This window comes from Nonomuraea sp. B1E8, assembly GCF_039871515.1.
GTDB lineage: Bacteria > Actinomycetota > Actinomycetes > Streptosporangiales > Streptosporangiaceae > Nonomuraea.
In genome coordinates this window covers 270230-296925 of sequence record NZ_JBDPLS010000010.1, presented here as the reverse complement: position 1 = coordinate 296925, position 26696 = coordinate 270230, and the positions used below count along the sequence as shown (strand labels likewise).

General features: G+C 70.3%; 26 protein-coding genes. 13 read left to right on the top strand and 13 right to left on the bottom strand.

The window, feature by feature from the left end:
- Nucleotides 1-149: 149 nt before the first annotated feature.
- Genes ABGA98_RS30835 through ABGA98_RS30820 form a run of 4 tightly spaced genes read left to right on the top strand, consistent with a single transcriptional unit; the run spans nucleotide 150 to nucleotide 4151 of the window.
- Nucleotides 150-1100 (top strand): ABC transporter substrate-binding protein, encoded by a 951-nt coding sequence (locus tag ABGA98_RS30835; protein WP_347621907.1) that lies wholly within the window; start codon nucleotides 150-152, stop codon nucleotides 1098-1100.
- The gene (locus tag ABGA98_RS30830; protein WP_347621906.1) at nucleotides 1097-1906 is read left to right on the top strand and encodes an ABC transporter permease; all 810 of its coding nucleotides are present in this window, start codon (nucleotides 1097-1099) and stop codon (nucleotides 1904-1906) included. Before ABGA98_RS30835 ends, ABGA98_RS30830 begins: the two co-directional genes overlap by 4 nt.
- A complete protein-coding gene (locus ABGA98_RS30825) occupies nucleotides 1906-2679 on the top strand; it encodes an ABC transporter permease subunit (protein ID WP_347621988.1) in 774 nt (257 codons plus the stop codon). Before ABGA98_RS30830 ends, ABGA98_RS30825 begins: the two co-directional genes overlap by 1 nt.
- Before the next feature lie 23 nt (nucleotides 2680-2702).
- Entirely contained in the window at nucleotides 2703-4151 is a 1449-nt protein-coding gene (locus tag ABGA98_RS30820; protein ID WP_347621905.1) for a dihydroorotase family protein, read from the top strand.
- A 4-nt stretch (nucleotides 4152-4155) separates the two neighbouring features.
- Here the strand turns inward: ABGA98_RS30820 and ABGA98_RS30815 are convergent, their stop codons facing one another.
- Complete coding sequence (locus tag ABGA98_RS30815; RefSeq protein WP_347621904.1) at nucleotides 4156-4965, bottom strand: methyltransferase domain-containing protein; 810 nt, start codon at nucleotides 4963-4965, stop codon at nucleotides 4156-4158.
- Between the two features lie 224 nt (nucleotides 4966-5189).
- Between ABGA98_RS30815 and ABGA98_RS30810 the strand changes: the two genes are divergently transcribed.
- The 3 genes from ABGA98_RS30810 to ABGA98_RS30800 are packed head-to-tail and all read left to right on the top strand — an operon-like array spanning nucleotide 5190 to nucleotide 7707.
- The gene (locus ABGA98_RS30810) at nucleotides 5190-6149 is read left to right on the top strand and encodes an ABC transporter substrate-binding protein (RefSeq protein ID WP_347621903.1); all 960 of its coding nucleotides are present in this window, start codon (nucleotides 5190-5192) and stop codon (nucleotides 6147-6149) included.
- Nucleotides 6146-6925, top strand: a complete 780-nt coding sequence (locus ABGA98_RS30805) for an ABC transporter permease (protein ID WP_347621902.1) — start codon at nucleotides 6146-6148, stop codon at nucleotides 6923-6925. The genes ABGA98_RS30810 and ABGA98_RS30805 overlap by 4 nt, the downstream gene beginning before the upstream one ends.
- A complete protein-coding gene (locus ABGA98_RS30800; protein WP_347621901.1) occupies nucleotides 6922-7707 on the top strand; it encodes an ABC transporter permease in 786 nt (261 codons plus the stop codon). Before ABGA98_RS30805 ends, ABGA98_RS30800 begins: the two co-directional genes overlap by 4 nt.
- Here the strand turns inward: ABGA98_RS30800 and ABGA98_RS30795 are convergent.
- The 5 genes from ABGA98_RS30795 to ABGA98_RS30775 all read right to left on the bottom strand — a co-directional run bounded on the left by ABGA98_RS30795 (nucleotide 7697) and on the right by ABGA98_RS30775 (nucleotide 14413).
- A complete protein-coding gene (locus ABGA98_RS30795) occupies nucleotides 7697-8710 on the bottom strand; it encodes a nitrilase-related carbon-nitrogen hydrolase (RefSeq protein WP_347621900.1) in 1014 nt (337 codons plus the stop codon). The genes ABGA98_RS30800 and ABGA98_RS30795 overlap by 11 nt on opposite strands.
- Nucleotides 8711-9154 (bottom strand): hypothetical protein, encoded by a 444-nt coding sequence (locus ABGA98_RS30790; RefSeq protein WP_347621899.1) that lies wholly within the window; start codon nucleotides 9152-9154, stop codon nucleotides 8711-8713. It abuts the gene before it with no gap.
- 2 nt (nucleotides 9155-9156) lie between these two features.
- Nucleotides 9157-10542 carry an aldehyde dehydrogenase family protein gene (locus ABGA98_RS30785; protein WP_347621898.1) on the bottom strand — a complete coding sequence of 462 codons (1386 nt, stop codon included), beginning with the start codon at nucleotides 10540-10542 and terminating at the stop codon, nucleotides 9157-9159.
- Nucleotides 10539-11336: a DUF1838 family protein gene (locus ABGA98_RS30780; protein ID WP_347621897.1), complete on the bottom strand. Its 798-nt coding sequence runs from the start codon at nucleotides 11334-11336 to the stop codon at nucleotides 10539-10541. Before ABGA98_RS30780 ends, ABGA98_RS30785 begins: the two co-directional genes overlap by 4 nt.
- Before the next feature lie 359 nt (nucleotides 11337-11695).
- Nucleotides 11696-14413 carry a nitrate- and nitrite sensing domain-containing protein gene (locus ABGA98_RS30775; protein ID WP_347621896.1) on the bottom strand — a complete coding sequence of 906 codons (2718 nt, stop codon included), beginning with the start codon at nucleotides 14411-14413 and terminating at the stop codon, nucleotides 11696-11698.
- A gap of 505 nt (nucleotides 14414-14918) precedes the next feature.
- On the opposite strand from ABGA98_RS30775, the gene ABGA98_RS30770 reads away from it, so the two are divergent.
- The gene (locus tag ABGA98_RS30770) at nucleotides 14919-15902 is read left to right on the top strand and encodes an ABC transporter substrate-binding protein (RefSeq protein WP_347621895.1); all 984 of its coding nucleotides are present in this window, start codon (nucleotides 14919-14921) and stop codon (nucleotides 15900-15902) included.
- 16 nt (nucleotides 15903-15918) lie between these two features.
- Here the strand turns inward: ABGA98_RS30770 and ABGA98_RS30765 are convergent, their stop codons facing one another.
- From ABGA98_RS30765 to ABGA98_RS30750, 4 genes are read right to left on the bottom strand one after another with little or no spacing between them, the layout of a single operon-like run.
- On the bottom strand, nucleotides 15919-16506 hold the full coding sequence (locus tag ABGA98_RS30765) for an ATP/GTP-binding protein (protein WP_347621894.1): 588 nt from the start codon (nucleotides 16504-16506) through the stop codon (nucleotides 15919-15921).
- Nucleotides 16487-16867 carry a DUF742 domain-containing protein gene (locus tag ABGA98_RS30760; RefSeq protein WP_132601579.1) on the bottom strand — a complete coding sequence of 127 codons (381 nt, stop codon included), beginning with the start codon at nucleotides 16865-16867 and terminating at the stop codon, nucleotides 16487-16489. The genes ABGA98_RS30765 and ABGA98_RS30760 overlap by 20 nt, the downstream gene beginning before the upstream one ends.
- Nucleotides 16868-16905: 38 nt before the next feature.
- Entirely contained in the window at nucleotides 16906-17328 is a 423-nt protein-coding gene (locus ABGA98_RS30755) for a roadblock/LC7 domain-containing protein (RefSeq protein WP_132339573.1), read from the bottom strand.
- Nucleotides 17325-20081: a nitrate- and nitrite sensing domain-containing protein gene (locus ABGA98_RS30750; RefSeq protein ID WP_347621893.1), complete on the bottom strand. Its 2757-nt coding sequence runs from the start codon at nucleotides 20079-20081 to the stop codon at nucleotides 17325-17327. Before ABGA98_RS30750 ends, ABGA98_RS30755 begins: the two co-directional genes overlap by 4 nt.
- A 607-nt stretch (nucleotides 20082-20688) precedes the next feature.
- On the opposite strand from ABGA98_RS30750, the gene ABGA98_RS30745 reads away from it, so the two are divergent.
- From ABGA98_RS30745 to ABGA98_RS30730, 4 genes are all read left to right on the top strand, one after another.
- Nucleotides 20689-21690 carry an ABC transporter substrate-binding protein gene (locus ABGA98_RS30745; protein ID WP_347621892.1) on the top strand — a complete coding sequence of 334 codons (1002 nt, stop codon included), beginning with the start codon at nucleotides 20689-20691 and terminating at the stop codon, nucleotides 21688-21690.
- On the top strand, nucleotides 21687-22502 hold the full coding sequence (locus ABGA98_RS30740) for an ABC transporter permease (RefSeq protein WP_347621891.1): 816 nt from the start codon (nucleotides 21687-21689) through the stop codon (nucleotides 22500-22502). The genes ABGA98_RS30745 and ABGA98_RS30740 overlap by 4 nt, the downstream gene beginning before the upstream one ends.
- Nucleotides 22499-23305 (top strand): ABC transporter permease subunit, encoded by an 807-nt coding sequence (locus tag ABGA98_RS30735; protein ID WP_347621890.1) that lies wholly within the window; start codon nucleotides 22499-22501, stop codon nucleotides 23303-23305. Before ABGA98_RS30740 ends, ABGA98_RS30735 begins: the two co-directional genes overlap by 4 nt.
- Before the next feature lie 158 nt (nucleotides 23306-23463).
- Nucleotides 23464-24234 carry an ABC transporter ATP-binding protein gene (locus ABGA98_RS30730; RefSeq protein ID WP_347621889.1) on the top strand — a complete coding sequence of 257 codons (771 nt, stop codon included), beginning with the start codon at nucleotides 23464-23466 and terminating at the stop codon, nucleotides 24232-24234.
- A gap of 190 nt (nucleotides 24235-24424) precedes the next feature.
- Here ABGA98_RS30730 and ABGA98_RS30725 read toward each other — a convergent pair whose 3' ends face one another.
- Nucleotides 24425-25165, bottom strand: a complete 741-nt coding sequence (locus tag ABGA98_RS30725) for an SDR family oxidoreductase (protein ID WP_347621888.1) — start codon at nucleotides 25163-25165, stop codon at nucleotides 24425-24427.
- Nucleotides 25166-25243: 78 nt separating this feature from the next.
- Between ABGA98_RS30725 and ABGA98_RS30720 the strand changes: the two genes are divergently transcribed.
- Nucleotides 25244-25594: a metalloregulator ArsR/SmtB family transcription factor gene (locus ABGA98_RS30720; protein ID WP_347621887.1), complete on the top strand. Its 351-nt coding sequence runs from the start codon at nucleotides 25244-25246 to the stop codon at nucleotides 25592-25594.
- A 132-nt stretch (nucleotides 25595-25726) separates the two neighbouring features.
- Here ABGA98_RS30720 and ABGA98_RS30715 read toward each other — a convergent pair whose 3' ends face one another.
- Nucleotides 25727-26257: an ATP/GTP-binding protein gene (locus ABGA98_RS30715; RefSeq protein ID WP_347621886.1), complete on the bottom strand. Its 531-nt coding sequence runs from the start codon at nucleotides 26255-26257 to the stop codon at nucleotides 25727-25729.
- A gap of 28 nt (nucleotides 26258-26285) precedes the next feature.
- Entirely contained in the window at nucleotides 26286-26690 is a 405-nt protein-coding gene (locus ABGA98_RS30710) for a DUF742 domain-containing protein (protein ID WP_226898832.1), read from the bottom strand.
- Nucleotides 26691-26696: the final 6 nt, after the last annotated feature.

The window sequence follows — 26696 nt, the reverse complement described above, 5'->3', positions numbered from 1 at the left end:
TTAATTTCCGGTGTTCCAGGTGACCTGGTAAACATGGCCTGCGCTAAGGTGCCAGCGTCGTTGAACACCCCGTTCGCACTCACCCCCCGGTTCAAAGGAGACCCGCAATGCGGTTCGGTGCATTAGGGCGTACTGCCCTGGTTGGGCTCGTGGCCACCCTCGTCATCACTGGGTGCTCCGGTTCTGACGACAAGGCCGAAGGCTCAGGCGCCGCCGCCGGTATGAAGACCGACCTGCTGATCGGCCAATATCCCGGCGCGGACTCGGCGCCGCTGTTCATCGCCATGGAACGAGGCTTCTTCAAGGAAGAAGGCCTCACCGTCAAGCAGGAGCCCATCCAGGCTCCGCAGCAGGTCCTGGGAAAACTTTCGAATGGCGCCATGGACGTCGTTCTCGGTAGCTACGCCACCATCCTGACGATCCAGGAACAGGGCACCGAGAAGTTCAAGTACATCGCCGACTCCTACCAAGGCGCGCAGGGCGCGTTCGGCATCATGGTGAAGAAGGACTCCCCCATCAAGAAGGTCGCCGACCTGAAGGGCAAGAAGGTCGGTGTCAACGCCTTGAAGGGTCTGGGCGTCCTCACCATGAACCCGCACTTCAAGGTCGCCGGTCTCGACCCCGACAAGGACCTCACGTACGTCGAGGTCCCGACGACCAACTGGCTCTCCTCGCTCGACAAGGGCGACGTGGACGCCGTCTGGATGACCGACCCCTACGTCAGCCAGGCGAAGAAGGAGCTCGGGGCCACCATGCTGGTGGACACGATGTCCGGCCCGACCGAGAGCCTGCCGATCACCGGCTGGGCCGCCACGGAGAAGTGGGTCGCCGACAACCCCAAGACGCTGGCGGCGTTCCAGCGGGCGATGGCCAAGGCCCAGAACATCGCGGCCACCGACCGTAGCGCGGTGACGAAGGTGCTGCCGACCTTCACCAAGATCCCGGCAGAGACCGCCGCCACGATCAACCTGGGCGCCTACCCGACCTCGCTGAGCGCGCAGCGCATCCAGCGCGTGGCGGACCTGATGCTCGACTCGGGCATGCTCAAGAAGGAGATGGACGTCAAGTCCATGATCTACACGGCTCCCACCCAGGGATGACAGCTACAGTCACTCCGGCGCGGCGCGAGCGGGCCCCGCTCGCCCGCGCCCGGCTGGTCAAGTACGCCCGCCACGCCGCAGGTGTGGCGGGCTTTCTGCTGATCTGGCAGGTTCTCGGCGCGTCGGGCGCCGTCAAATGGCTGCCTCCGGCCGTGGACACGCTGGCCAGGACCGTCGCGCTCGCCGTCGACCCGGAGTTCCTCGACCACCTGCTGGGCACGCTCACCGCCGCGGTCGTCGGGCTGCCGCTCGCCGTCCTGGTCGCGGTCCCGATCGGCCTGGTGCTGGGAACGGTCCCGGTGGTCGAGGAGATGACCCGGGTGTTCGTCGAATTCCTGCGGCCGATCCCGTCCGTGGCGCTGATCCCGCTGGCGCTGTTCTTCTTCCCTTCCGAGCTCAACGCCAAGGTCGCGCTCATCGTCTTCGCCGCGTCCTGGCCCATCCTGATCAACACCATGTACGCCATGCGTGACGTCGACCCGGTGAGCAAGGAGACGCTGCGCACGTTCGGGTTCGGCGCCGGAGCCGTGTTGTGGCGGGTGTCCCTGCCGAGCGCGGCGCCCTTCATCGCGACGGGAGTGCGGCTCGCCGCGTCCATCACGCTCATCCTGGCGATCAGCGTGGAGTACATCGTGGGCGGTTCGACCGGCATCGGCAGTTTCCTCATCCAGGCGAGCACGGGCATCGGCGCCGACGCCATGATCGACGTCCTGGCCGCCCTGCTGTGGGCGGGTTTCCTCGGGCTCGTCGTCAACACCGTGCTCGTACGGGCCGAGCGGCGTCTGTTCAGGTGGCGAACGACATGATGCGAACCTTGCTGAAGCGGCTGTGGCTGATCCCCGTCGTCCTCGGCGGCTGGGAGCTTCTGGCGCGCTCTCTCGACATCGCGTACCTGCCTGAGCCGACCCTGATCGTGACGCGGATGTACGAGATGTGGTTCTCCGGGCCGTACATCCTCACCGAAGAGGCCGTCGACAACTTCGTACCCAGCCTGGTCAGGGTGACGGGGTCGTGGGCCGTCGCCGTGGTCGTGGGCGTGGCGCTCGGCGTCGCGCTGGGCAGGACCGCCTGGCTGGCCGACGTCGTACAGCCGCTGGTCGAGTTCGCCCGGGCGGTGCCGCCGCCGGTCATGCTCCCCCTCTTCCTCGTGCTCTTCACGATGGGCACCCAGGTGCAGGTGGCGACGATCGTCTTCGGCATCATCTGGCCGATCCTGCTCAACTCCATCGACGGCGCACGCAGCGTCGACCGGCTGAAGGTCGAGACCGCCACCGTGTTCGGCGTGCCTGCCTCGCTCAGGCTCTTCCGCATCATCCTGCCCTCCGCGGCGCCGAAGATCTTCGCTGGCCTGCGCCTGAGCGTCTCGCTGGCGCTGATCCTCATGGTCATCTCCGAGCTCAAGGGCAGCACCGAGGGCATCGGCTACCTGCTCAGCCTGGCCAACAGCAACGCCGACATGCCGGCCATCTGGGCGGGCGTGCTGGTGCTCGGCGTGCTCGGCTTCGTACTCAACTCCCTGTTCCTCATGGTCGAGCGGCGCGTGCTGGCCTGGCACCGCGACGCCCACCGCATCGCTTAACCGCTTAGGAGAGACACTCCCCCGTGACCGAGCTGCTGCTGAAGAACGTGAAGGTCGTCACCCACGAGCACGACGAGCCCGTGGCGGCGGACATCGCCGTCGAGGACGGCCGCATCGTCCGGGTGGGGCCGGGGCTGACCGGAGCCGGCGAGGTGATCGACGGCGGCGGCAGGCTGGCCTTCCCCGGTGTCGTGGACGCCCACCAGCACTGGGGCATCTACAACCCGCTGCCCGAGGACACCGAGTCGGAGAGCCGGGCGAGCGCGCAGGGCGGCGTGACCACCGCGCTCACCTACATGCGGACCGGCCAGTACTACCTCAACAAGGGCGGCCCCTACGCCGAGTTCTTCCCCGAGGTGCTCAGGCAGGCCGAGGGCCGGGCCTACGTCGACTACGGATTCCACCTGGCGCCCATGTCGAGCGGGCACATCGACGAGCTGCCCGACCTGGTCGAGCGGTTCGGGGTGCCGTCGTTCAAGATCTTCATGTTCTACGGCGGGCACGGGCTGCACGGGCGCTCCGACGACCAGCGGGCGTTCCTCATGCTGCCGGAGGGCGAGCGCTACGACTACGCGCACTTCGAGTTCGTGATGCGCGGGGTGCAGGCGGCCAGGGAACGCCTGCCCGAGCTGGCCGGCGAGATCTCGTTGTCGCTGCACTGCGAGACGGCCGAGATCATGACCGCGTACACGAAGCTCGTCGAGGAGGCGGGAGACCTGAGCGGGCTGGCCGCCTACAGCGCCTCCCGCCCCCAGCACTCCGAAGGGCTGGCCGTCTTCATCGCCTCCTACCTCGCCCACGAGACGGGGCTGGCCAACGTCAACCTGCTGCACCTGTCGTCCCGCAAGGCCCTGGACGCGGCCGTCCGCATGGCGGCGACGTTCCCGCACATCGACTTCCGCCGCGAGGTCACGATCGGTCACCTGCTGGCCGACGTCGACACGGCCAGCGGACTCGGAGCGAAGGTGAACCCGCCGATCAGGCCGCGCGAGGACGTCGAGGCGCTGTGGGAGTACGTGCTCGACGGCACCGTGGACTGGGTGGTCAGCGACCACGCCTGCTGCCGCGACGAGCTCAAGTTCGGAGACCCGCGCGACGACGTCTTCGTGGCCAAGGCCGGGTTCGGCGGGGCGGAGTATCTGCTGCCCGGCCTGATCACCGAGGGCCGCCGCAGAGGCCTGCCGTACGGCAGGATCGCCGCGCTGACCTCCTGGAACCCCGCCAAGAGGTACGGTCTGCGCACCAAGGGCACGATCGCCCCCGGTTTCGACGCCGACATCTGCCTGGTCGACCCCGCGAGCACCTGGACGGTCCGGGCGCAGGACTCGGAGTCGACGCAGGAATATACGCCGTTCGAGGGTTTCGAGCTGACCGCCAAGGTGACGGACACGTTCGTGCGCGGCCACCACGTGCTGGACGCCGGCAAGGTCGTGGGCCGTCCGGTGGGACGCTACGTGTCCCGGCCGGCGTGACCCTTCACGCGCGCGTGCCCGTGGCGTAACGCACGGTGCGGGCCAGCAGGAAACCCTCCCGCGGCAACGACGCCTCCAGCGCGGCCCTGGCCTCGGGGCGCAGGGCCTCGGGGATGCTCTCCAGCGAGGCCCTGCGGGCGGCCGACCAGAGCCAGTCCCACACCTGCCCGGCCCCGACGGTCACCTCGAACACCACGTCCGCGCACTCGACGTCGCTCAGCCCGCCCTGCTCGAACAGCCCGGTCAGCTCCCCCGGCGCGCCCAGGGTGTGGTGGAACGGCGCGCTGCCCGCCCCCGTGGCGTAGGGCGCCAGCGCCCGCTCCACCAGCGCGAACAGCTCGGCCTCCGCGGGGCTCGACCGGACCAGCAGGCTGGCCGCCAGCCGCCCGCCCGGCCGCAGCAGCCCGGCCATGGAGCGCACGGCGGCGGGCGGGTCGGGCAGGAAGTAGAGCATCATCCCCGCCAGCACGATGTCGAACCGCTCGCCCGGCAGCAGGTCTTCTGCGTGCTCCGCGTCGCCGAGCACGACGGCCGCCTGGCTGAGGCCGTGGCGCTCCACCTCGGCGGTGGCGGCGGCCACCATCCCGGGTGCGAGGTCGAGACCGACGACCCGGCCGGTGGGGCCGACGGCCTGGGCGGCCGGCACGAGCGAGGCGCCGGTGCCGCATCCGGCGTCCAGCACGTGGTCGCCGGGGCCGGGGGCGGCGCGGCGTACGAGTTCGGCGGCGACGGGCGTGAAGAACGGCACACCGACGCGTTCGTAACTGCCGGACGCGCGGTCGAACACGCCGGCCATGTACTCCTTGGCATCCATCAGCTTTCTCGCAATCAGCAGGCACGCGGCCCGGGGGCGCCGTGCGGTGGGTCCGATGATCAGATGTGCCGGACCCGAGCTTGCCATGCCCATAGCTGATCGACAAAGGGCGAGTCAGACGAGATCGGCTACCGTAGGCTCGACGTCCTGACGACCCTCTGGGCACCCCCTTGTCCCCCAGAAAGGCAGAAGCGATGAAGCTGGCCAGGATACTAGCCGCGGGCATGGCGATCGCCCTCTCGCTGAGCGCGTGCGGAGGGGGCGGCGAGAGCGGTGACGGTGGCACAGCCGCTCCTGGAGGCTCGGCGGGCGGGCTGGAGAAGACCCAGCTGCTGGTCGGTGTGGTGCCGGTGCCGTCGTCGGCGCCGCTGTTCATCGCGGAGAAGCGCGGTTTCTTCAAGGAGGAGGGGCTGACCGTCAAGACGGAGATCATCCAGGCTCCGCAGGCGGTCATGCCGAAGATCCTCAACGGCAGCATGGACGCGTTCCTGACGAGCTACGTGTCACTGATGGCGATCAACGACTCCGGCGCGGCCACGCTCAAGCTCTTCCAGCACAGCCAGGAGGCCGCGCCCAACGTCGCGGGCGTCGTGGTGGCCGAGGGCTCGCCGATCAAGTCGGCCGCCGACCTCAAGGGCAGGACGGTCGCGGTCAACGTGCTGAAGGCGCTCGGGCAGACGCTGACCAACGCCCACCTGCAGGAGGCCGGGCTCAAGCCGGACGACGTCAAATACGTCCCGGTGCAGTTCGCCGACCAGATCAGCGCGCTGTCCTCGGGCAAGGTCGACGCCGCCTGGCTGGTCGAGCCGTTCCTGACCGCGGCGAAGAAGGACGGCGCCACCCAGATCATCGACACCACCGACGGCGTCACCGCCGGCGTGCCGATCGACGGCTGGGGTGTCACGGAAGACTGGCTGGCCAAGAACCCGAGGACCGCCGCCGCCTTCCACCGCGCCCTGGCCAAGGCCCAGCAGATCGCGGGCGAGGACCGCAAGGCCATCGACGAGGTCGTGCCGACGTACACGCAGATCCCGGCCGACGCGGCGGCGGCGATGACGCTCGGCACGTTCTCGCTCGAGGCCGACAGGGCCAGTGTGCAGAAGCTCGCCGACCTGCTGCACGGCTACGGCTACCTCAAGTCCAAGGTGGACGCGGCGCAGTTGTTCGCGCCGCTGGGCGGATGATCGACCGGCGGATCGCGCGGGCGGCGCTCGGCGTGCTCGGCGTGGCGGGTTTCCTCGCCGTCGCCGAGGCGGCCGGGCGCCTCGGGCTCGTCCCCGACGTGCTGCCGCATATGTCGCAGGTGCTGGTCACGGCGGCGCGGCTGCCGCTGGAAGCGCAGTTCAGGACCGACGTGCTGGCCACGCTGGAGGCGTGCGCGAGCGGGCTGGCGATCGCGATCGCGGTCGCCGTGCCCGCCGGGCTGCTGCTCGGGACGGTGCCGTTCGTGGAGCGGTCGGTACGCCCGCTGGTGGAGTTCCTGCGGCCGATCCCGTCGGTGTCGCTGATCCCCCTGGCCATGTTCCTGTTCCCGGTGAGCCACGACGCCAAGGTCGCGCTCATCGTCTACACCTGCTCGTGGCCGCTGCTGATCAACACGCTGTACGGCCTGGGCGACGTCGACCCGCTGGCCAAGGACACCCTGCGCAGCTTCGGCTTCGGGCCGCTGGCCGTGGCGCTGCGGGTGAGCCTGCCGAGCGCGGCGCCGTTCATCGCCACCGGCGTGCGCATCGCCGTGTCCGTCACCCTGATCGTGGCGGTGAGCGTGGAGTTGCTGGCTCCCGGCGGCGGCGGGATCGGCGCGTTCCAGTCGCTGGCGGGCAGCGCCAACCGGGCCGACCGCATGCTGGCCGCCCCGCTGTGGGCCGGGGTCGTCGGGCTGTCCGCCAACGTGCTGTTCACGTCCGCCGAGCGCCGCCTGTTCCGCTGGCACCGGGCGCGCGCGGGAGAGCCGTCATGACCGCCGCCGCCCGCCGGTTGGTGTGGTATTGGCTGCTGCCCGTGGCCGTGCTCGGCTGGGAGCTGGCCACCCGCTCGGCGGATGCCCCTTACTTCCCGCCGCCGTCGCGGATCGTCGTACGGCTGCACGAGATGTGGTTCTCGGGCCCGCCGTCGCGGGCGTTCCTCACCGACGAGGCCGTCGCCGACCTGCTGCCGAGCCTGGCCAGGTTGTTCGCCGGGTGGGCGGGGGCGTGCGCGGCGGGCGTGCTGATCGGCGTGGCGCTCGGCCGCTCGTGGCTGCTGTCGGCCCTGGTCGAGCCGCTGGTGCACTTCGGCCGCTCGGTGCCGCCGTCCGCGCTGGTGCTGGTGTTCCTGGTGCTGTTCAAGATCGGCACCCCGATGCAGCTGGCCTCCATCGTGTACGGCGTCATCTGGCCGGTGCTGATCAACTCCATGGACGGCGCCCGCCACGTCGACCGCCAGTACATCGAGACCGGCGTCGTCTACCGGCTGGGCCCCTGGCAGCGGCTCACCCGTGTCATCCTGCCCGCCGCCTCCCCGAAGATCTTCGCCGGGCTGCGGCTGAGCGTGTCGCTGGCGCTGATCATGATGGTGATCTCGGAGCTGGTCGGCAGCAGCGAGGGCATCGGGCACCGCATGCTGGAGGCGCAGAGCCAGTTCGACATCCCGGCGATGTGGGCGGCGATCGTGCTGCTGGGGCTGCTCGGCATCGCGCTCAACGCCGCGTTTTTGGGCGTCGAGCGGCTGGTGCTCTCCTGGCACCGCGGCGTCAGGGCCTAGCTTCGCCGTACAGCCGCTCGATCGCCTCGATCTGGCGGGCCGTGAACCAGGCCCGGTCGCGCGGCCCGGCCGCCAGGCCGCCGGGGCGCTCGCCGTCGTGGCGGGCATATTCCTCGGCCCACAGGCCGGTCTTCACGCGGCTGAGCAGGTTGCCCATCCCGGGGCGCCGCCGGTGCCGGCGCAGCGCCGTCAGGTCCAGCTCGGCGGCGGCCACCAGCGACTCGCCCGCACCCGCCCGCGCCAGCGCCCGGCCCTCGTGGTCGATCACCTCGGATCCGCCGTTGGTGGAGTCTCCGGGGATCGCGATGCCGGACAGGCCGCCGCTGTTGGCCGAGACGACGTAGGCGTGGTTCTCCACGGCCCTGGCGCGGCGGGCGATCGCCTTGGGCGTCAGCGCCGGCGAGGACGCCTCCGACGTGGGATGGCAGAAGACCTCGGCGCCGCGCAGGGCCAGCGCGCGGGCCAGCTCCGGCATGAGGACCTCCTCCGAGGCGAGCACCGCCAGGTTGCCGATCTCGGTGCGGGCCACCGGCAGCACCCCATCGATGCCGTAGACGTCGAGGTACCGCTCCCACACGTCGTACGGGGTCGGCGTGAACATCGAGTGCAGCCGGCGGTACCGCAGCACCGCCTCCCCCTGCGGGGAGAGGATCACCGACGCCTGGAAGTACAGCTCGGGGAAGTGCTCGTCGCGCTCGTACGCGTTCACGCACAGGAACAGCTCGTGCCGCGCGGCGATCTCCCCGAGCGCGCGGTATTCGGGGCCGCCGGGGTCGAGAGCGGCCCGTTCGCGCCACTCGGCGAAGCTCTCCCGCAGGGGGAAGCCGGTCAGCACGTATTCCGGCAACACCACCAGGCGCAGGCCGGGCCCGAGCCACGCCGCCGAGCCGCGGACCCGCTCGGCGATCCGCCCGACGGCGGCGGCGATCTCGGCCCGCGGATCGGCGGCCGCGTTGACGGCGCGGGTCTCCACCTGGAGGGCGAGCGCGGTGTAGGCGGTCATTCAGCCGACCCGCCGCTCGTTGATGAGGGTACGGCGCACGCACACGCCGTCGCGGATCCACTGCCAGACCCTGCTGCGGGTGTCGCCCGTCTCGCTCAGCACGATCAGCTCGAACAGCCGCAGGTCCTCCCCTTCCGCCTTGTACTGCCAGCGCAGGTAGATGGTGGACTCGTCCACCTCCCAGAACTCGCCCTTGAGCCGGTCGGTGTCGAACCCGCAGCGGCCGCCGCCGAGATGGCGGCCGGGGAACTCGTGCACCTCCACCCGGCCGTCGTCCCAGGTGTAGCGGTTGGTCTGGTGGTAGGCGGCGTCGCCGAGGATGGCGCAGGTCATCTCGACGCGGTGCCGGTCGAGCACGGCGCCGCCGGGGTCGACGTGCACGTACTCGCCCTCCCACCTGCCCTCGTGCCGCGCCAGCAGCGGCATGTCCTCGCGAAGTCCCACGCTCACTCCTTCTCCAGCGGGTGCCACCACGGGTCGGCGGCCGGCGACCGGTTCACCAGGAACGCCCGGCGGCGCACGAAGCGGCGGATCGAGGCGGCGCCCATGCGCGAGCGGCCCAGGCCGGACAGCCCGAACGAGTCCTTCGCGCCTTCGTGCACGAGGGCGGTCAGCGAGGCGTCGTTGACGCTGACCGCCCCAACGCGCAGCCGGGCGGCCACCTCCATGGCGTCCTGCTCCGAGGCGGCGAAGACGGCGGCCGACAGCCCGTAGACGGAGTCGTTGGCCAGGGCCACCGCCTCTTCGGCGCCGGCCACGGCCATGACCGGCAGCAGGGGGCCGAACGTCTCCTCCGTCATGACCCGCATCTCGTGGGTGACCCCGGACAACACCGTGGGCCGGCACCAGTGGCCGCCGCCGTGGCGTTCGATCTCCCCGCCTGTATGCACGATCGCGCCCCTGGCCGTCGCGTCGGCCAGCTGGGCGGCGATCACCTGCTCGTGTCCCGGCCGGATGAGGGGGCCTATCGGGCCGCCCTCGCATGTCAGCCCCACTCTGGCGGCCTTGCTCGCGAGCAGGTCGAGGAAGTCGTCGTGGACGTCGTGCTCGACGTAGACCCGCTCGATCGACTGGCAGGACTGCCCGGCGTTGGCGGTGCCGCCCCACAGGATCGCGGACGTGGCCCGGTCGAGGTCGGCGCCGGCCAGCACGATCGCCGGGTCCTTGCCGCCGAGTTCCAGGAACGCGGGCACGAACGCGCGGGCCGCCGCCTCGGCCACCCGCCGTCCTGTCTCGACGCTGCCGGTGAATACCACGGCGTCCACCATTCCCACCAGCGCCGCGCCGGTCTCGCCGTCGCCCTCGACCACCCTCAGCGGCAGCTCGGGAGGCACCAGCCGCATCAGCGGCTCGATGAACCGCGGCGTCATCTCGCTCGGCTTGACCAGCACGGAGCAGCCGGCCGCCAGCGCGGGAGCCGCGTCGATGAGGGCCATGAGCAGGGGGAGGTTCCACGGGCTGATCACGCCCACGAGATCGTAGGGGACCATGTCGCCGCCCACGACGATCCCCGGCGCCGACGCGGCGAACGGCTCGGGCGGCGCCAGCAGCGCGGGGGCCTCGCGGGCCCAGCGCCCGACCAGGTCCGCGGCGAGCCGCCGTTCCAGCGACGACTCCCCCACCCGCCCGGTGTCGGCCACCAGCGCGGCCAGCAGGTCGTCGTCGGCCGCCAGCGCGGCGGCGAACGCCGACAGGACCTTCTTCCTGTCCGCGCCCCGCCAGCCGCCGGCGCGCACGCGCAGCTCGGCCGCCAGGTCCGCCAGCCGCGCGGGCGTGGCGGGCATGAGCTCCCGCTCGGCCCAGCCGGTGAGCGGGTTGCGTACGGTGCTCATGACCGGCCGTTGGCGGCGCACCAGGCCGCCCAGGTGGTGGCGCCCTTGCCGAGCTGCTTGGTGTGGAAGGACGTCCAGGAGTTCTCGCTCGGGCCCGGCTCGGCGGGGGCGGAGGTGAAGCGCGGATGGTCCGCTTCGACCGCCGCGCGCAACCACGGCTCGACGTCGTCGTAGGAGTCGAGCGACCAGCCACGGGCGTGGTAGGTGAGCCCGCCGCGCACCTCGGTCTCCGCCAGGCACATGAACGGCGCCCACGGGCTGGTCCTGGCCCAGCTGACCTTGGTCTTCATCGCGCCGCGCGGGACGGTGCCGGGGACGGCGCGGGCGGCGACCTCGCGTGCGTCCACCGAGAAGTCGAACATCTCCTGCGCCGTGTAGACGCCGCCCACCAGGCCGAACCGCTCGCCGAGCGAGGCGCCCAGATCGGCGCGTACGGGGATGTCGCTGGTCCACACCGTCTCGTCGTGCAACCTCACCAGCGGGGGCCCCTGGAAGGAGGGCGTGATCGGGAACGGGCCGAAGTTGACCGCGTCGTTGTTGATGGGGACGACCGGGTACGTCCTGCCGTCGACCGGGTTCTTCCACTCGTGGACGATCCGCGCGGGGTCGGCGGGGTCGGTGTAGAACACGATCTCGCGCGAGAGCTGGTAGAGCTGGTTGGTGCCGGGCACCCGGTAGAGCCGCCGGATGTTGTAACCCTCGATGTTGAAGAGCTTCTGGCCGTGCCGCATGGCGGAGCCGAGGGTGTCGCCCGTGACGTCCGCGAAAACCGACCCCGAAATCCGGAAAACCATATCCTTGCCATCGGGCCGGCCGAAAGTCTGGAGCGAGAGCAGAGCACTTTTCCCGGTGACCGTTCTGAACACCGGACCGGGATGGGTCGGCGTCCCGGCCCCGGCATCCGCCGCCGCGCCGGGAATGGCGCCGCTCGCGAACAACAGGACGAGAGCAAAGGACGCCGTCAGTCTGCGTGTGAACATGGACGCTCCCCACCGAGAAAGCAGGACGACGCCTATTCTGATCATGCGCTCACCGGCATTGTCCAGCCGTGACTCCCCGCGGAATTCGGAGGTTCTTCCCTTTCGAGCACGGTGGAGCCGGGCCGCTCGCCGCGCGGGCGCGGCTGGAGCAGTCCGGCGCGGGCCATGTCCCGTCATGAGCCCTCCACCGGAGGCGTTCTCCACGGGCCGGGAGGCGGGGTGTTGCCCGTGCTGAGGTCGTCGCGCGCCGCGCGGACGCCCTGCTGGAAGCCGGCCAGGCGGTTGCGGACCCGGTCGGGCGAGATCCGGAGGATGGGGGCCACGCCCTTGGGAGTGGAGGCGCTGTCGGCGGTGCCGGGCACCAGGTTGGCCCTGGGCACGCGCTTGGGCAGGCCGGACGGGGTGACGCCGTCGCCGACCGGGCTGGCCGCGGCCTGCGCGGCGCTCCATCCGGCGTCCGCCCGGGGCGAGCTCCACACGTCGCTGCGGTTGCGGTCGAACCAGGCCGACTCCACGGCGGCGAAGATCGGCAGGTAGTCGTCCGCACCCCGCGCGGGCGGCCCCACCTGCAGCGGGTCGAATCCCGGTGATCCGGGCGGCGGGGCGGGGCCGTACGGACCGGGCGGGCCCGGCCAGGCCGGCGGCGGCGCGAGGTCCCCCGGTCCCGGGGCGTCCGAGGGGTCGGTGGCGAAGGACGGCCAGTTCGCGACCGCGGGCGTGGAGTAGGGCTCCGGCTCGGCGCCGGGCGTGACGTGCCGGGCCGCGGGCGTGCCGAAGGTGCCGCGCTCGGCGCCACGCGGGGTGTGAACCGCCGGCGTGCCGGAGTAGCCGGGCTCGGCACCGGGCGGGGTGTGAGCCGCGGGTACGCCGAACCGGCCGGGTCCGGAGCCGGGCGGGGTGTGCGGTCCGGGCGGGTGGGTGGTCCGGGGCGCGGGTGGAGAGGTGCTGGAGAAGGCGGGCGGTGGGGCGAAGAAGCCGGAGGGCCGGGCGGGCGAAGAAGGGAGGAAGGCCGGGGTGGCAAGGGCGGGGGTGGGCTGGGCCGGGCCCAGGTGGGAGTGGAGCAGGGAGCCGGGCAGGAGCACGATCGCGGTCAGGCCCGCCGCGTGCGAGCGCAGCCGCACCCGTACGCCGTGGCGCTGCGCCAGCCGGGCGACCACGAACAGCCCCATACGGCGGGAGACCGACACGTCCACCGTGGGCGCGCGGGCGAGCCGGGCGTTGGCCTGTTCGAGCTCGTCACGGGTCATGCCGATGCCGGTGTCGTCGATGGAGAGCATGAGCCCGCCGCTCTCCACGGTCCCGGTGGAGACGGTGACGCGGGTCTCGTACGGCGAGAAGGCCAGCGCGTTCTCGATCAGCTCCGCCAGCAGGTGGACGATGTCGTTGACCGCCTGTCCCGAGACGGCGACGCCGTCGGCGAGCTTGACCGCGACCCGCTCGGCCCCTTCGACCTCCGACAGCGCGGCGCGCACCACGTCGGCCAGGCCGACCGGCTCGTTCCACCGGCGGGGGGCGTCCTGCCCGGCCAGGACCAGCAGGTTGTCGTTGTTGCGCCGCATGCGCGTGGCCAGGTGGTCGAGGGTGAACAGGCCGGCCAGCCGCCGATCGTCCCGCTCGCCCTGCCCCAGCCCGTCGATGATCTGGAGCTGCCGCTGGACCAGGGTCTGGCTGCGCCTGGACAGGTTGACGAACATGGCGTTGACGTTGGCGCGCAGCCGGGACTCCTCGCCGGCCAGCCGGATGGCCTCGCGGTGCACCTCGTCGAACGCCCGGGCGACCTCGCCGATCTCGTCGCGGGAGTCGACTCCGATGGGCGCGGGCACGAGTCCCGTCTCGTCGCCGCGCTCGCGCAGCAGGCGGACCGTCTCGGGCAGGCGGGCGCCGGCGATGTGCAGGGCCTCGGTGCGGAGCCTGCGCAGCGGGCTGACCAGGGACCGGGCCATGATGGCCGTGACGATCAGGACCGCGAGCAGCAGCAGGAGGCTGTAGGCGGCGGCCAGGAGCGCGTCCTGGCGGGCGGCGTCCTTCATCGTCCTGCTGTGGACGTTGATCTCCTCGCCGAGCCGGCGCTGCATGGTCCAGATCCTGTTCACGGAGCCGCTGCTCGCCTCGAACCAGTGGTCGGCGTCGTCCTGGCGCTCCGGCTCGATGTCGACGCGGTTGCCGTCGGCGGCCTGGGCCAGCGCGCGCAGCCGGATCGCCTCGGCCCGGTCCACCAGGGCGCCGGTGACGGTGTCGTCGTACAACTGGCGCTGGTCCGGCGTGGCCACCGACCTGAACACGCTGACCTCGCTCTCCTGCCGCGCGCGGGCGGCGATGAACCGGTCGAGTTCGCCGCTCTGGAACCGCCCGGCGGCGGCCGCACCGGTGAGCAGGCCGCGCTGCTCGGAGGCGGCGTTGTACGCCCTGGACAGGGCGGAGAGCGCGGCCACGTCGCCGGCGAGCACCTCCTGGTCGCCTCCCTTGCCGATCTCGTCGTGGAACTGCGCGAGCACCGCGATGATCTGGGAGTACTTGGTGACGGTGGGCAGGGCGAGCAGGGCGGAGCCGAGCACGGTGTTGCGGGTGGCGGCGATCTCCGGCAGGCGGCTGAGCATCTGCCGGGTGAGGGTCGACGCGCTCTCGCCGTACGCGGGGGTGATGGTCGCGGCCTTTCTGCGGAACGCCTCGGCGGCGGCGTCCACGCGGCCGAACTGCGCGCGCAGCGGCTCCTCGCGTTCGGGGGTGCGGTCGGCGGCCACGTAGTGCACGGCGAGGTCGCGTTCCAGGGCCAGCTGGTGGGTCAGCTCGGTGACGGAGGCGCTGAGCTCGGATTTGTCCATGACGCGCTGGTATTGACCGGCCAGCGTCCACGACGTGATGACCTGCTGCGCGCCGACCACGATGCTCACTCCGGTCGGGATGACGATCAGGGCGATGAGCCGCGATCGTACCCGCCAGTCCCGGAACCGGAATTTGCGCCGTCCTTTTCCGCCGTTGCGGCCATGCGGCTTCGACGGTGAAGGCGGATGGGGACGGTGAACGTCCGCAGGCGATCGGTTGCTCACTGGTTCCACTCTCTGGCCTACATATACGCCGGCATCGGCACCTGATGCGCCCCCGAGACGAAGAGCAATTTCAACACACGCCAGGCAGGTTGCGCCAACCTTACAAATCACCTGACTGCCTGGAAATGATGACGTACTGCAAAACAACCCCCAGCGAAGCAGAGACGTCATGAAAGCCGGACAGCAACCGACAATCAGCGATGTTTCACTGAGCCGTGACTCAGCACCATTCATGGCATTAGCGACACTCCTGCTGTACGATCACCGCCTGCCGCCGCCTCCGGTTCCGTTTCCCGGCGTCCACTTCCCGGCGTTCACGGCGGCCTCGATGCCCCGGCCAAGGAGGACCATGCGATCCGGGCCCGCCCTCCGCGCCTGCGTGGCGCTCACCGCCGCAATCGTCCTCACCGCATGCGGCGGTGCCGACCCCGGACCGCCCTCAGGCAGTCAGCGGGGAGGCCTGGAGAAGACCGCGCTGACCATCGGCGTCAGCCCGACGCCCTCGTCGGCTCCGGTCTTCATCGCGGACCGCCGCGGGTTCTTCAAGGAGGAGGGCCTGACCGTCAGGACGGAGGTCATCCAGGCGCCGCAGGCCGTCATGCCGAAGATCCTCAACGGCACCATGGACATCTTCAAGGGCAGCTACGTGTCCCTGATCAACATCCAGGACAGCGGCGCGGCGAAGATCAAGATCCTGCACGACAGCCTGGCGGCCGCGCCGGGCATCGCGGGCGTCGTCGTCATGAACGACTCCCCGCTGCAGGGCCCGAAGGACCTCAAGGGCGCGACGATCGCCGTCAACTCGCTCGACAACCTGGGCACCATGTCGATGAGCGCCCACCTGAAGGCTTATGAGGTCGCCCCCGACCAGGTGAAGTTCGTCGTGGTGAACTTCGAGGCCCAGCTGGCCGCGCTCAAGGAGTCGCGGGTCGACGCCGCGTGGATGGTGGAGCCGTTCCTGTCGGCCGCCCAGCAGGCGGGCGCGCGGCTGCTGCTCGACACCAACACCGGCCCCACCGACGCGCTGCCGATCGACGGCTGGGCCGCGACGGAGGAGTGGACGGCCCGGCATCCGCGGACCGCCGCGGCCTTCCAGCGCGCCGTGTCCAGGGCGCAGCGCCTGGCCGCGACCGACCGCGCGGCGCTGGCCGAGGTCGTCCCGCTCTACACCCAGACCCCGAAGGAGGCGGTGATGACCATGGCGATGGGGACGTTCCCCACGTCGCTGAACGCCACGCGCATCCAGCGGGTGGCGGACCTGATGGACGAGTTCGGCTACCTGAAGTCGAAGGTCGACGTGGCCTCGATGGTCGTGCCCATGCCCGGGCGGTGACGCTCGCGCAAGCGGCTCAGCCGCCCCAGCCCGGCACGGCCATCCTGACCGACAGGGCGTGTTCGACCAGGTTGATCAGCGTGGCCTTCACGGAGTCCTTCGACCTGGCGTCGAGGCGCACCATCGGAATGTGCGGGGCCAGGGTCAGGGCGTCGCGGACCTCGGCGTCGCTGTGCGCGTACTGGCCGTCCCAGCCGTTCACTCCCACGATGAACGGCAGTTGCGCCTCCTCGAAGTAGTCGATGGCGGGGAAACTGTCGGCCAGACGCCGCGTGTCGACCAGCACCACCGCACCGATCGCACCCCGCACCAGGTCGTCCCACATGAACCAGAACCGATGCTGCCCGGGCGTCCCGAACAGATAAAGAATCAGATCACGGTCGAGCGAGACCCGGCCGAAGTCCATCGCCACGGTCGTCGTCGACTTCAACGGCGTCATACCCAGATCATCGATGCCTTTGGAGGCATCCGTCATGACGGCCTCCGTGGTCAACGGCATGATCTCCGACACCGCGCCGACGAACGTCGTCTTGCCCACCCCGAAACCTCCAGCCACCACGATCTTCGTCGAGGTGAGGCCGGGACTAGAGCCTGCGAAGTCCACTGAGCACCCTTTCGAGCAGATTGACGTCCGGCCTACCCTCATCCAGCTGTGGCTGGTGCACGCGGACCAGACCTTCGGCGGCCATGTCAGCGATCAGGACCCGTACGACGCCCAGGGGGATCCGCAGCAGGGCCGACACCTCCGCCACCGACCGGACCTGCCGGCACAGTTGGCTGATCGCCTGGTACTCCGGCGTGATGTGCGAGAACTCCCGCTGCTCGGCGGTCGCCGAGGACACGAGGGCCTCCATCGCCAGCTTGACGCGCGGCGCCGTCCGTCCGCCTGTCACCGCGTACGGGCGGACGGGCGACGCCGGGTCGGGACTCAGCGGCGACTGGGACTGGGGCTGAGGCGGAGGCACCCGGTCGCCGCTGTTCCATCGGGGGTCTGTCACCTACGTCACCTTGTCTGGCTGGCGCGCAGCTCCGCGCGCACAGCCGGAGTCAGCACCTGACCGGCGCGATCCACCATCAGCGTCATCTGGTACGCCACCAACCCCATGTCACAATCCGGAGCCGCCAGCACCGCCAGACACGAACCATCGCTGACCGACATGATCAGCATCAACCCACGCTGCATCTCCACGATCGTCTGATTGACCGCACCCCCCTCGAACACCCGCGCCGCACCCTGCGTCAAACTCACCAGACCCGACGCGATCGCCGCCAGCTGATCCGCCCGATCAGCCGGAAAACCCGACGACGCCGCAAGCGGCAACCCGTCGGACGAGACGACCACCGCGTGCGCGACCCCGGGAACGGTGCTGACGAAATCGGTGATCAGCCAGTCGACTCCGCGTGCCGCGTGACTCAGGTCTCTCATGCGTCCTCCTCCCTGTTGTCGTCCGCTGGGCCAGAGGGGAACGCCCTGCCCTCGCTGATGTCATCACGTGCCGCCCGGAACCCCTGCTGGAAGCTGGAGAGCCGGTTGCGGATCCGGTCCGGTGACACCGACGGCATCGGCGTCACCCCCTTCGGCGACGACGAGGTGTCCGCCGATCCGGGCACCAGGTTGGCCTTGGGCACCCGCTTGGGCAGCCCGGCGGCCGTCGATCCATTACGCACCGGCTCCACCACCGCTTCCGCCGCGCTCCAGCCTTCGTCCGCCTTGGACGGGCCCCAGCTCGCGCCGCTCCCGCCGCGGCCGAACCAGGCGGACTCGACCGCGGCGAAGATCGGCAGATAGTCGTCCCCGCCGGAGGCGGGCGGGGCTGCCGGGATGGACCCCGACGTGCCCGGATCCGGATCGTGGTGGTCGAACCCCGGCCGCTGCGGCGGCATCGTGTCGTTGCTCCAGCCGCCCGGCGGGCGCTCGGGCCCTGGCCGTCTGGGCAGGCCGCGGTCGCCGTTCAGCGCCGGGCCCCGGTGCGGGCCGCCCGGGTTCCACACGTCGGCCCCGTCGTAGCCGAGCGGCTCCTGCGGCCAGCCACCGGGCTCGGGCTGCCAGGGAGCCGACGGCGGCCAGTTGCCGCCCTGCTCCGGGTTCGACGGGAAGGACGGGTGGCCGGGGCCCAGCTGGTACGGGGGCTGCGGCCAGTCCACGGCCGGCGGGGCGGGATGCGGGCCGGAGTACGGCTCGTCCCTGGGCCCGCCGCTCGCCGCGCCCGCGAGGGCGGGAGGCTGGTTGCCGGAGAACGCGGAGGGCTGGTTGCCGGAGAGGGACGGCGTGCCGGTGAGGGGAGGCGCCTGCGTGCCCAGCATGTTCTCCGGGATCAGCACCATCGCGGTCAGCCCGCCGGAACTGTGCGGGCGCAGCTGCACCCGGATGCCGTGGCGGTGCGCCAGGCGGGCGACCACGAACAGACCCATGCGCCGCGACACCGACACGTCCACGGTCGGCGCGTCCGTCAGGCGATCGTTGGCCTGGGCCAGCTCCTCCTGCGTCATCCCGATGCCGGAGTCGGTGATCGACAACATCACGCCGCCGCCGTCGATCCTGCTGCCCGACACCGTCACCCGCGTCTCACGCGGCGAGAACGACAAAGCGTTCTCCACCAGCTCCGCGATCAGGTGGATGACGTCGTTGACCGCCTGACCGGCCACCGACACCCCGTCGGGCACCTGCAACACGACCCGCTCGTAGTTCTCCACCTCCGACAGGGAGGCACGCGCGACGTCGACCAGCTTGACCGGCTGGCTCCAGCGGCGTGGCGGGTCCTGCCCCGCCAGCACCAGCAGGTTCTCACTGTTACGCCGCATACGCGTGGCCAGGTGGTCCAGCTTGAACAGGTTCCCGAGCCGCTGCTCGTCCTGCTCACCCTGCTCCAGACCGTCGATCAACGTGATCTGCCGCTCCACCAGCGTCTGACTACGCCGCGACAGGTTCACGAACATCGCGTTCACGTTGCTCCGCAGCCGCGCCTCCTCGCCCGCCAGCCGCACCGCCTCACGGTGCACCTCGTCGAACGCCCGCGCGACCTCACCGATCTCGTCGTGCGTGTCCACGCCGATCGGGTCGACCGGCGGGACCGTTCCTTCCCCGCTTTCGCGCAGCTCGCGTACGGTGCCCGGCAGGCGGTTGCCCGCGATGTCGAGCGCCTCGCCGCGCAGCTTGCGCAGCGGCCTGATCAGCGAGCGGGCGATGAGCGAGATGATCGCGAGCACCACGAGCAGCAGCACCAGGATGAAGCCGCCGGAGATCAGCGCCGAGCGGTTGGCGCTCTCCTCCAGGGCCCTGGCACGCAGGATGACCGAGGAGGACAGCTCCTTCTCCACAGTGCGCAGCGCGTCGATCTTGCCGGTGCTGACCTCGACCCACGTGGCCGCGTCCTGGGCGGGCCGGCCACCGATGCTCAGCTCCTTGCCCTCGGCCGCCTGCGCCGTGGCCCGGAGTCTGAACAGGTCGGTCTGGTCGACGTCGTGGCCCACGACCGTGTTGCGGTAGAGCTCGAGCTGTTCGAGGTTGGCCAGGGTGGCGAACAGCGTCGTCTCGCTCTCCTCGCGCGACTTGGCGTCGGTGAGCGCGTCGAGCTCGCCGCTGTCGAAGCCCTTCCTGTCCAGCGCGCCGGCCAGGATGCCGCGCTGCTCGGACGCCTGCTCCTTGGCCCTGGCGATGGCGGCCCGCGAGCCGGCGCTGCGTGACACCTCGTCGTCCACCGCGACCTGGCCGACCTGGTCGTGGAACTGCAGCAGGGTCGCGATGATCTGCGAGTACTTCTGGATCATCGGCAGGGGCTGGATCTTCCCGTTGACCGCGGTGTCGCGTACCGTCCGGATCTCGTCGAGCCGGCGCAGCACCGGGCGTACGGCGTCGGCGTGGGTGTCCGTGATCGCCGCCGCCCGTTCCTTGGCCTCCTCGATGTGGCCGTTCACCGCGCTGTAGGTGGTGCGCAGCTGGGCTTCGCGGTTGTCGGGACGGCCCTGGGCGATGAAGAGCGCGGTCTCGTCGCGTTCGAAGGACAACTCGTGCGTGACGGTGCCGAGTTGCTGGCTGAACTCGGCGACCTCTCTGAGGGTCTGGTAGGTGTTGGCGTCACTGAGCGAGGTGATCACGTTCAGTCCGCCCAGCCCCACGGCCACGGCCGTGGGAACGACGATCAGCGCGACGAGCCGCGACCGTACGTGCCAGTTGCCCAATCCGAACCTTTTCGAGGTCGGCTGAGACAACCGTCGCTTCTCATGCCCGTGCGGCTCGCGGTCGGCGGAAGCTTCGGCGCTCTGCGTTCTCACTTGCCTTCGCAACCTCTCGCCTGGAGGGGGAATTCTCGGGGGCCGTGCAGGTTATTGCAGGTGGGGCAATATGTACGTCCAGATAAGCGCCATTTGAGCACAGGGGTCGCCAAGGGCCAACCACCACTAGTGCCCATATGGGGTGTTTATCCCTCAGTGTCCAGAAAATTCGACAGAATCGGTAGAGGGCCTCTCATCAGGCGAAACAGGCAATAGAGAACTGTCCGCGGGCCACCTCTTGACTCGCAGAAAAGATCGAATAGTATGCACCATCAGTTACTGATGTCTCGCGTACACCTCCAGCCCCAAAACGGACAAACATTCGGGCGCGTATCGGTCGCCAGAATTTCACGATAGAGCCCGAAACAGACATTGCAACCACAAGTGTTGTTCTCGCGATAATGACCGCTAATTTGGTGCTACGGTCGATCTCTGTTGTGCGTCAGGCACGCAGCCCCCCGGGAGCAGAAGCCCTCCGGTTCCCCCCTGGCTCCATCTGAAGGGAGTCCCTGACATGAGGCTTGGCCGTCCCGCCAGGACCGCCATCATCGGGATCGCTCTGATACTCGGTGTAGTCGCGTGCAGCACCGGCGGCTCAACAACCGCCGGCGCGCCATCGTCCGCATCCGCCAACGGCGGCCTGGAGAAGACGGAGATCAAGGTCGCCACCCTGCCCGCCATCGACAGCGCAGCCCTCTACGTGGCCATCGACCAGGGGCTCTTCGAGAAGGAGGGGCTGGAGGTCACCCCGCAGGTCGTCCAGGCCTCCCCCGAGGCCATCCCCATGATGCTGAACGGCGAGATCGACGCCATGTTCGGCAACTACGTCTCGATGTTCGCCGCCCACGACAAGGGCTCGCTCCAGCTGCGGATCCTGGCCGAGGGTTCGCGCGCCTCCCCCGACTCGCTGAGCATCATGGCGCTGCCCGACTCGCCCATCAAGGCGCCGAAAGACCTCGAAGGCAAGACGATCAACGTGAACGTCCTGCACAACTTCCAGGAGCTGGCGCTCACGCAGGTGCTCAAGGCCAACAACGTCGATCCGGCCACGATCAAATACGTGCAGGTGACGTTCCAGAACATCATGCCCTCCTGGAAGGGCGGCCAGATCGACGCCGCCTACCTCGGCGAGCCGATGGTCACCGCCGCCACGTCGTCCATGGGCGCCCGCAAGATCCTCGACCCCGCGTCCGGCCCAGCCGCGGAGTTCCCGATCTCCGGCTACGTCAGCACGCAGGAGTGGTACGACAAGAACCCCAAGGTCGCCGCGGCGTTCCAGCGGGCCATCCACAACGCGGGCAAGCTGATGGAGAACAACCGTGAGGTCGTGGCCAAGGTGCTGCCGACCTTCACGCAGATCAACGCCGCCACGGCGGCCACCGTCACCTTCCCCTACTTCTCCAGCAACGACAATCCGGTCCGCCTCCAGCGGGTGGCCGACTGGATGCTGGAGGCCAAGTGGCTGTCCAAGGCGATCGACGTGAAGACCCTCATGTCGCCCACCACGTCCGGGTGAGCGCCCAGACCCTGTCCCGTGCCCGTCCGGCGTCCACGGCCACCCGCTGGTCACGCCGGGCGGCCGGGGCGCTCGCCTTCGCCGCCCTGATCGAGCTGACGAGCCGGACAGGCCTGGCCGATCCGGAGTTCCTGCCCCCGGCCACGGAGATCGTCGGGCGGGCGGTCACGCTGATGGCCGATCCCGCCTTCCTCGGGCACGCCCTGACCAGCCTGCTCGCCTGGGCGATGGGGCTGGGCATCGCGGCGGCCATCGCGGTGCCGCTCGGCCTGCTGCTCGGCAGCGTCCCGATCGTCGACGCCGCGATGCGGTCGGTCGTGGAGTTCCTGCGGCCGATCCCGTCGGTGGCGCTCATCCCGCTGGTGGCCCTCGTCATCGGCACCGGGCTCCAGCTGCGCGTCACGCTGGTGGCCTACGCCTCGCTCTGGCCCATCCTCTACAACACGATGTACGGCCTGCGCGGTGTCGACCCGCTGGCCAAGGAGTCGCTCAGGTCGTACGGCTTCGGCCCGCCGGCGGTGCTGCTGCGCGTCTCGCTGCCGTCGTCGGCGCCCTTCATCACCACCGGGATCAGGCTGGCCGCCGGGGTGGCGCTCATCCTGACCGTCAGCACCGAGATCGTGGCCGGACGGGGTGAGGGCATCGGCGTGTTCATCTTCTTCGCCGGCATCGCCGTGCCCGCGCGGATGGCCGACATCCTGGCCGGCGTGTTCTGGGTCGGCCTGTTCGGAGTCGTGGTCAACGCGCTGCTGGTGGCCGCCGAGCGACGGGCGTTCCGCTGGCATCACGCGCAGTTGGGAGAGCGGCCATGAGGCGCGGAGGGCTGGGCACGGCGGCGTTCCGCTGGGTGGTGCTGCTCGTGCTCGTCCTGGTCTGGGAGGCGGCCACGCGGGTGGCGGGCAGCACGTTCTTCCCGCCGCCGAGCGCGATCGTGACCCGGATGCACGCCATGTGGTTCGCGGGCCCGCCGGATACGTTGTTCCTGACCGACGCGGCCGTGGAGAACATCCTGCCGAGCCTGGGCAGGATGGCCGCGGGGTTCGCGGGGGGCGCGCTGGCCGGGGTCGTGCTCGGGCTGGCGGTGGGGCTGTCCGCCAGGGCGTACGACTATCTCGACGGGGTGCTGCAGTTCCTGCGCGCGATCCCGCCGCCCGCGCTGGTCACCGTCTTCCTCGTGCTGTTCGGGTTCGGGCTGCGGATGCAGCTGGCGTTCATCATGTTCAGCATCGTGTGGCCGGTGCTGCTCAACACCGCCGACGGCGCACGCTCGGTCGAGCCGCTGCACCTGCAGACGAGCCAGGCGTTCCGGCTGTCGCGGGCCGAGCTGCTGTTGCGGGTGGTGGTGCCGTCCACGCTGCCCAAGATGTTCGCCGGGCTGCGGCTGGCCCTGTCGCTCTCGCTGATCGTCATGGTCTTCTCCGAGCTGCTGCCCGGCACCACCAACGGCATCGGCTTCCAGATCACCGACGCCTACTCGACGTTCGACCTGCCCGGCATCTGGGCCGGGATCGTGCTGCTGGGGGTGCTGGGATACTTGCTCAACGAGCTCTTCCTGGTCGCGGAGCGCCGGGTGCTCGGCTGGCACCACGCCGCCCAGCAACTGGCGGCTCCGTGAGCGTCCCCCATGGCGGTGGCGCCCGTGAAAGACTGAGATCACGTTCTCAATAGGTTACCTAACCGACATGTCCGGCAATTTACCCTCCGATAAAGTTGCTGTCCCCGGCTCCGCAAGAGCCGCCGTGCAATCCGCGGCCTCGCCCCCAAGGACATCCATTGCTCGAGATAGACAACCTCTCCCACGTTTACGGCGGCGGCAGCCCGAACGCGCACCACGCCATCGACGGGCTCAACCTGAGCGTCGCTGCGGGTGAGCTGCTGTGCATCGTCGGCCCCTCGGGGTGCGGGAAGTCGACGCTGCTGCGCTCGATCGCCGGCCTGATCAGCCCGACAGGTGGCGAGATCAGGGTCGAGGGCGACGTGGTGCAACAGACCCCCGACAACCTGGCCGTCGTCTTCCAGGACTACAGCCGCTCGTTGTTCCCGTGGATGTCGGTGGCCGACAACGTGGCACTGCCGCTGCGCCGCAAGAACATGGACAAGCGCCAGCGCCGCGAGGCCGCCCACGAGGCCCTGGAATCGGTCGGGCTGCAGGACGCGGGGCGCAAATATCCGTTCCAGCTCTCCGGCGGCATGCAGCAGCGGGTGGCGATCGCGCGTGCGCTGGCGTACCGGCCGACCCTGATGCTCATGGACGAGCCGTTCGGCTCGGTCGACGCCCAGACCCGCGAGGACCTGGAAGATCTGGTGCTCAAGGTGCGCGGCCACCACCAGATGACGATCGTGCTCATCACGCACGACATCGACGAGAGCGTCTACGTCGGCGACCGGGTGGTGGTGCTCTCCAAGGCCCCGGCGCACGTGGTGGGCGACCTCAAGGTGGACCTGCCCACGCCGCGCGACCAGATCTCCACCCGCGAGCACCCCGACTTCGTGCACCTGCGCGCCGAGGTCGGCCGCCTGGTCCGCGGCCACGCGACCGTGTGATCATCCGCACGTCCGCGCCCCTTCTGTCCGCAGCCACGCGGACTGCGACCATCCCTCTTCAGGGCCGCGTCCGGCCCTGGGGTCCGCAGCCACGTGGGCCGTGCGGAAAAACAGCATTCTTTACGGCTGGCGCCAAGGTCACCCTCACTCCAGGCAGGCGGGGCACCGTCGTGTTGCGGAGGGCCGGGGCTCACACGAGTTCCAGGCCGCCGTCGACGGTGAGGACCTGGCCGGTGATCCAGGTGGCGGTGGGGTCGGCGAGGTGCACGATCCAGGCGGCCACCTCGTCGGGCTCGCCACGGCGGCCGAGCGGGATGCGGGCGGCCTCGTCCTGCTTGATCTGCTCGACCGTGTCCTCGGGCAGCCCGGCGGCGGCCAGGGCCTCGCTCTCGGTCGGGCCGGGGGCCAGGGCGTTGACGCGGATGCCGTCGCGCGCGAGCTCCAGGGCCCAGCTGCGGGTCAGCTGCTCCAGGGCGGCCTTCGAGGCGGCGTAGTGGGCGGCGCCGGGCAGCGGGCGGTGCCCGTACGTGCTGGAGACGTTGACGATCGCGCCGCGGGCGGCCTTCAGGTGCGGCAGCGCGGCGCGGGCGAGCAGGCTGGGCGCGGTGACGTTGAGCGCGAACAGGTCTCCGACGCGCTCGGCGTCGGTGTCGGCCAGCGCCATCATGGCGGTGGCGCCGGCGCTGTTGACGAGCACGTCGAGACGCCCCCACCGCTCGATCGCCGCGCCGACGATCGTTTCCGGCGCGTGCTCGCCGCGGACGTCGGCGGCGCGGACGGCGATGCCGGGGTGCTGGTCCGCGGTCTCCCGCAGCACGTCGGCGCGGCGGCCCACCCCCAGCACGTGCGCTCCGGCGCGGGCGAAGGCGAGCGCGGCGGCGCGGCCGATCCCCGTGCCCGCCCCTGTCACGATCACCACTTTGCCTTCCATCCGGCCGCCTGGTCGATCGGTCACATCGTCCCCCCATGTTCGACGTTCGTGAAACGTCGAACAAGTTAGCATGGACGTATGCAGAAGGCACATCATCCCGAGTTGGGCGAGATCGCACTGACCGAGGTGATGGCCGCGCTGAGCGACCCGATCCGGGTCGGGCTGGTGCGCGTGCTGGCCGACGGCCGCGAGCGCGGCTGGGGGCAACTACGCGCACCGGTGGCCAAATCGACGCTCAGCCATCACCTGCGCGTGCTGCGCGACGCCGGGCTGACCCGCACCCGCCAGGAGGGCACCCGTTGTTACGTGACCCTGCGCGGCGACGACTTACAGGCCCGCTTCCCCGGCCTGCTCCAGGTCGTGCTCGCGGCGATGGAGATCGACGACGTGGGCTCCCAGGTCGGCCTGCGTGACGACGCCGATCGTTGACGCCCCGCCACACGCTTGCGGCGCTGTCGCGAGGCGAGTTACCGGTGGAGTCGGGGTTCTGACTGGTCCAGAGCCGGGGCAGCAAGCGGCCCGCCACCCCGGTCAGGCAAGGGTGGCGGGCCGTTGAGCCGGCTAGACCGGGCTGTGCATGCGGCGGGTCAGGGCGTGCTCGACCAGCGTGATCAATGTGCCCTTGACGGATTCGCGCTGCCGGGCGTCCAGCCGCACGATCGGGATGTGGCCGCCGATCGACAGCGCCTCGCGGATCTCCTCCTCCGCGTGCGCGAACTGGCCGTCCCAGCCGTTGATGCCGATCACGAAGGGCAGCTTGGCCTCTTCGAAGTAGTCGATGGCCGGGAAGCTGTCGGCCAGGCGGCGGGTGTCGACCAGCACCACCGCGCCGATGGCGCCGCGCACCAGGTCGTCCCACATGAACCAGAACCGGTGCTGCCCGGGCGTGCCGAACAGGTAGAGGATCAGGTCACGGTCGAGGGAGACCCGGCCGAAGTCCATCGCCACGGTCGTCGTCGTCTTGTTCGGTGTGAGCGAGACGTCGTCGACGTGCGCCGAGGCGTCCGTCATGACCGCTTCGGTGGTGAGCGGCAGGATCTCCGACACCGCACCCACGAACGTCGTCTTCCCCACGCCGAAGCCCCCGGCCACGACGATCTTCGTCGAGGTTAGGCCGGGGCTAGAGCCTGCGAAGTCCACTGAGCACCCTTTCGAGCAAGTTGAGGTCCGGCTTTCCCGCGTCCAGCGCAGGCTGGTGCACGCGGATCAGGCCCTCCGACGCCATGTCGGCGATCAACACCCGGACCACACCGAGAGGCTGGCGTAAAAGGGCGGAGATCTCGGCAACCGACCTGACGTTCCGGGTCAGCTGAATGATCGCCTGATACTCCGGACTAAGTAGGGAAATGTCTTGGTATTCCGATGTCACGGAGGACACCAGGGCCTCCATGGCGAACTTCATCCGCGGCGCGGTACGCCCCCCGGTCACGGCGTAGGGCCGTACCAGGGAACTCGGTTTCTGCGGACGGGGAACCGCCGGATGCGGCGGTGTACTATCACCAGCCCAACCCTGACCTGACACCATGATCTC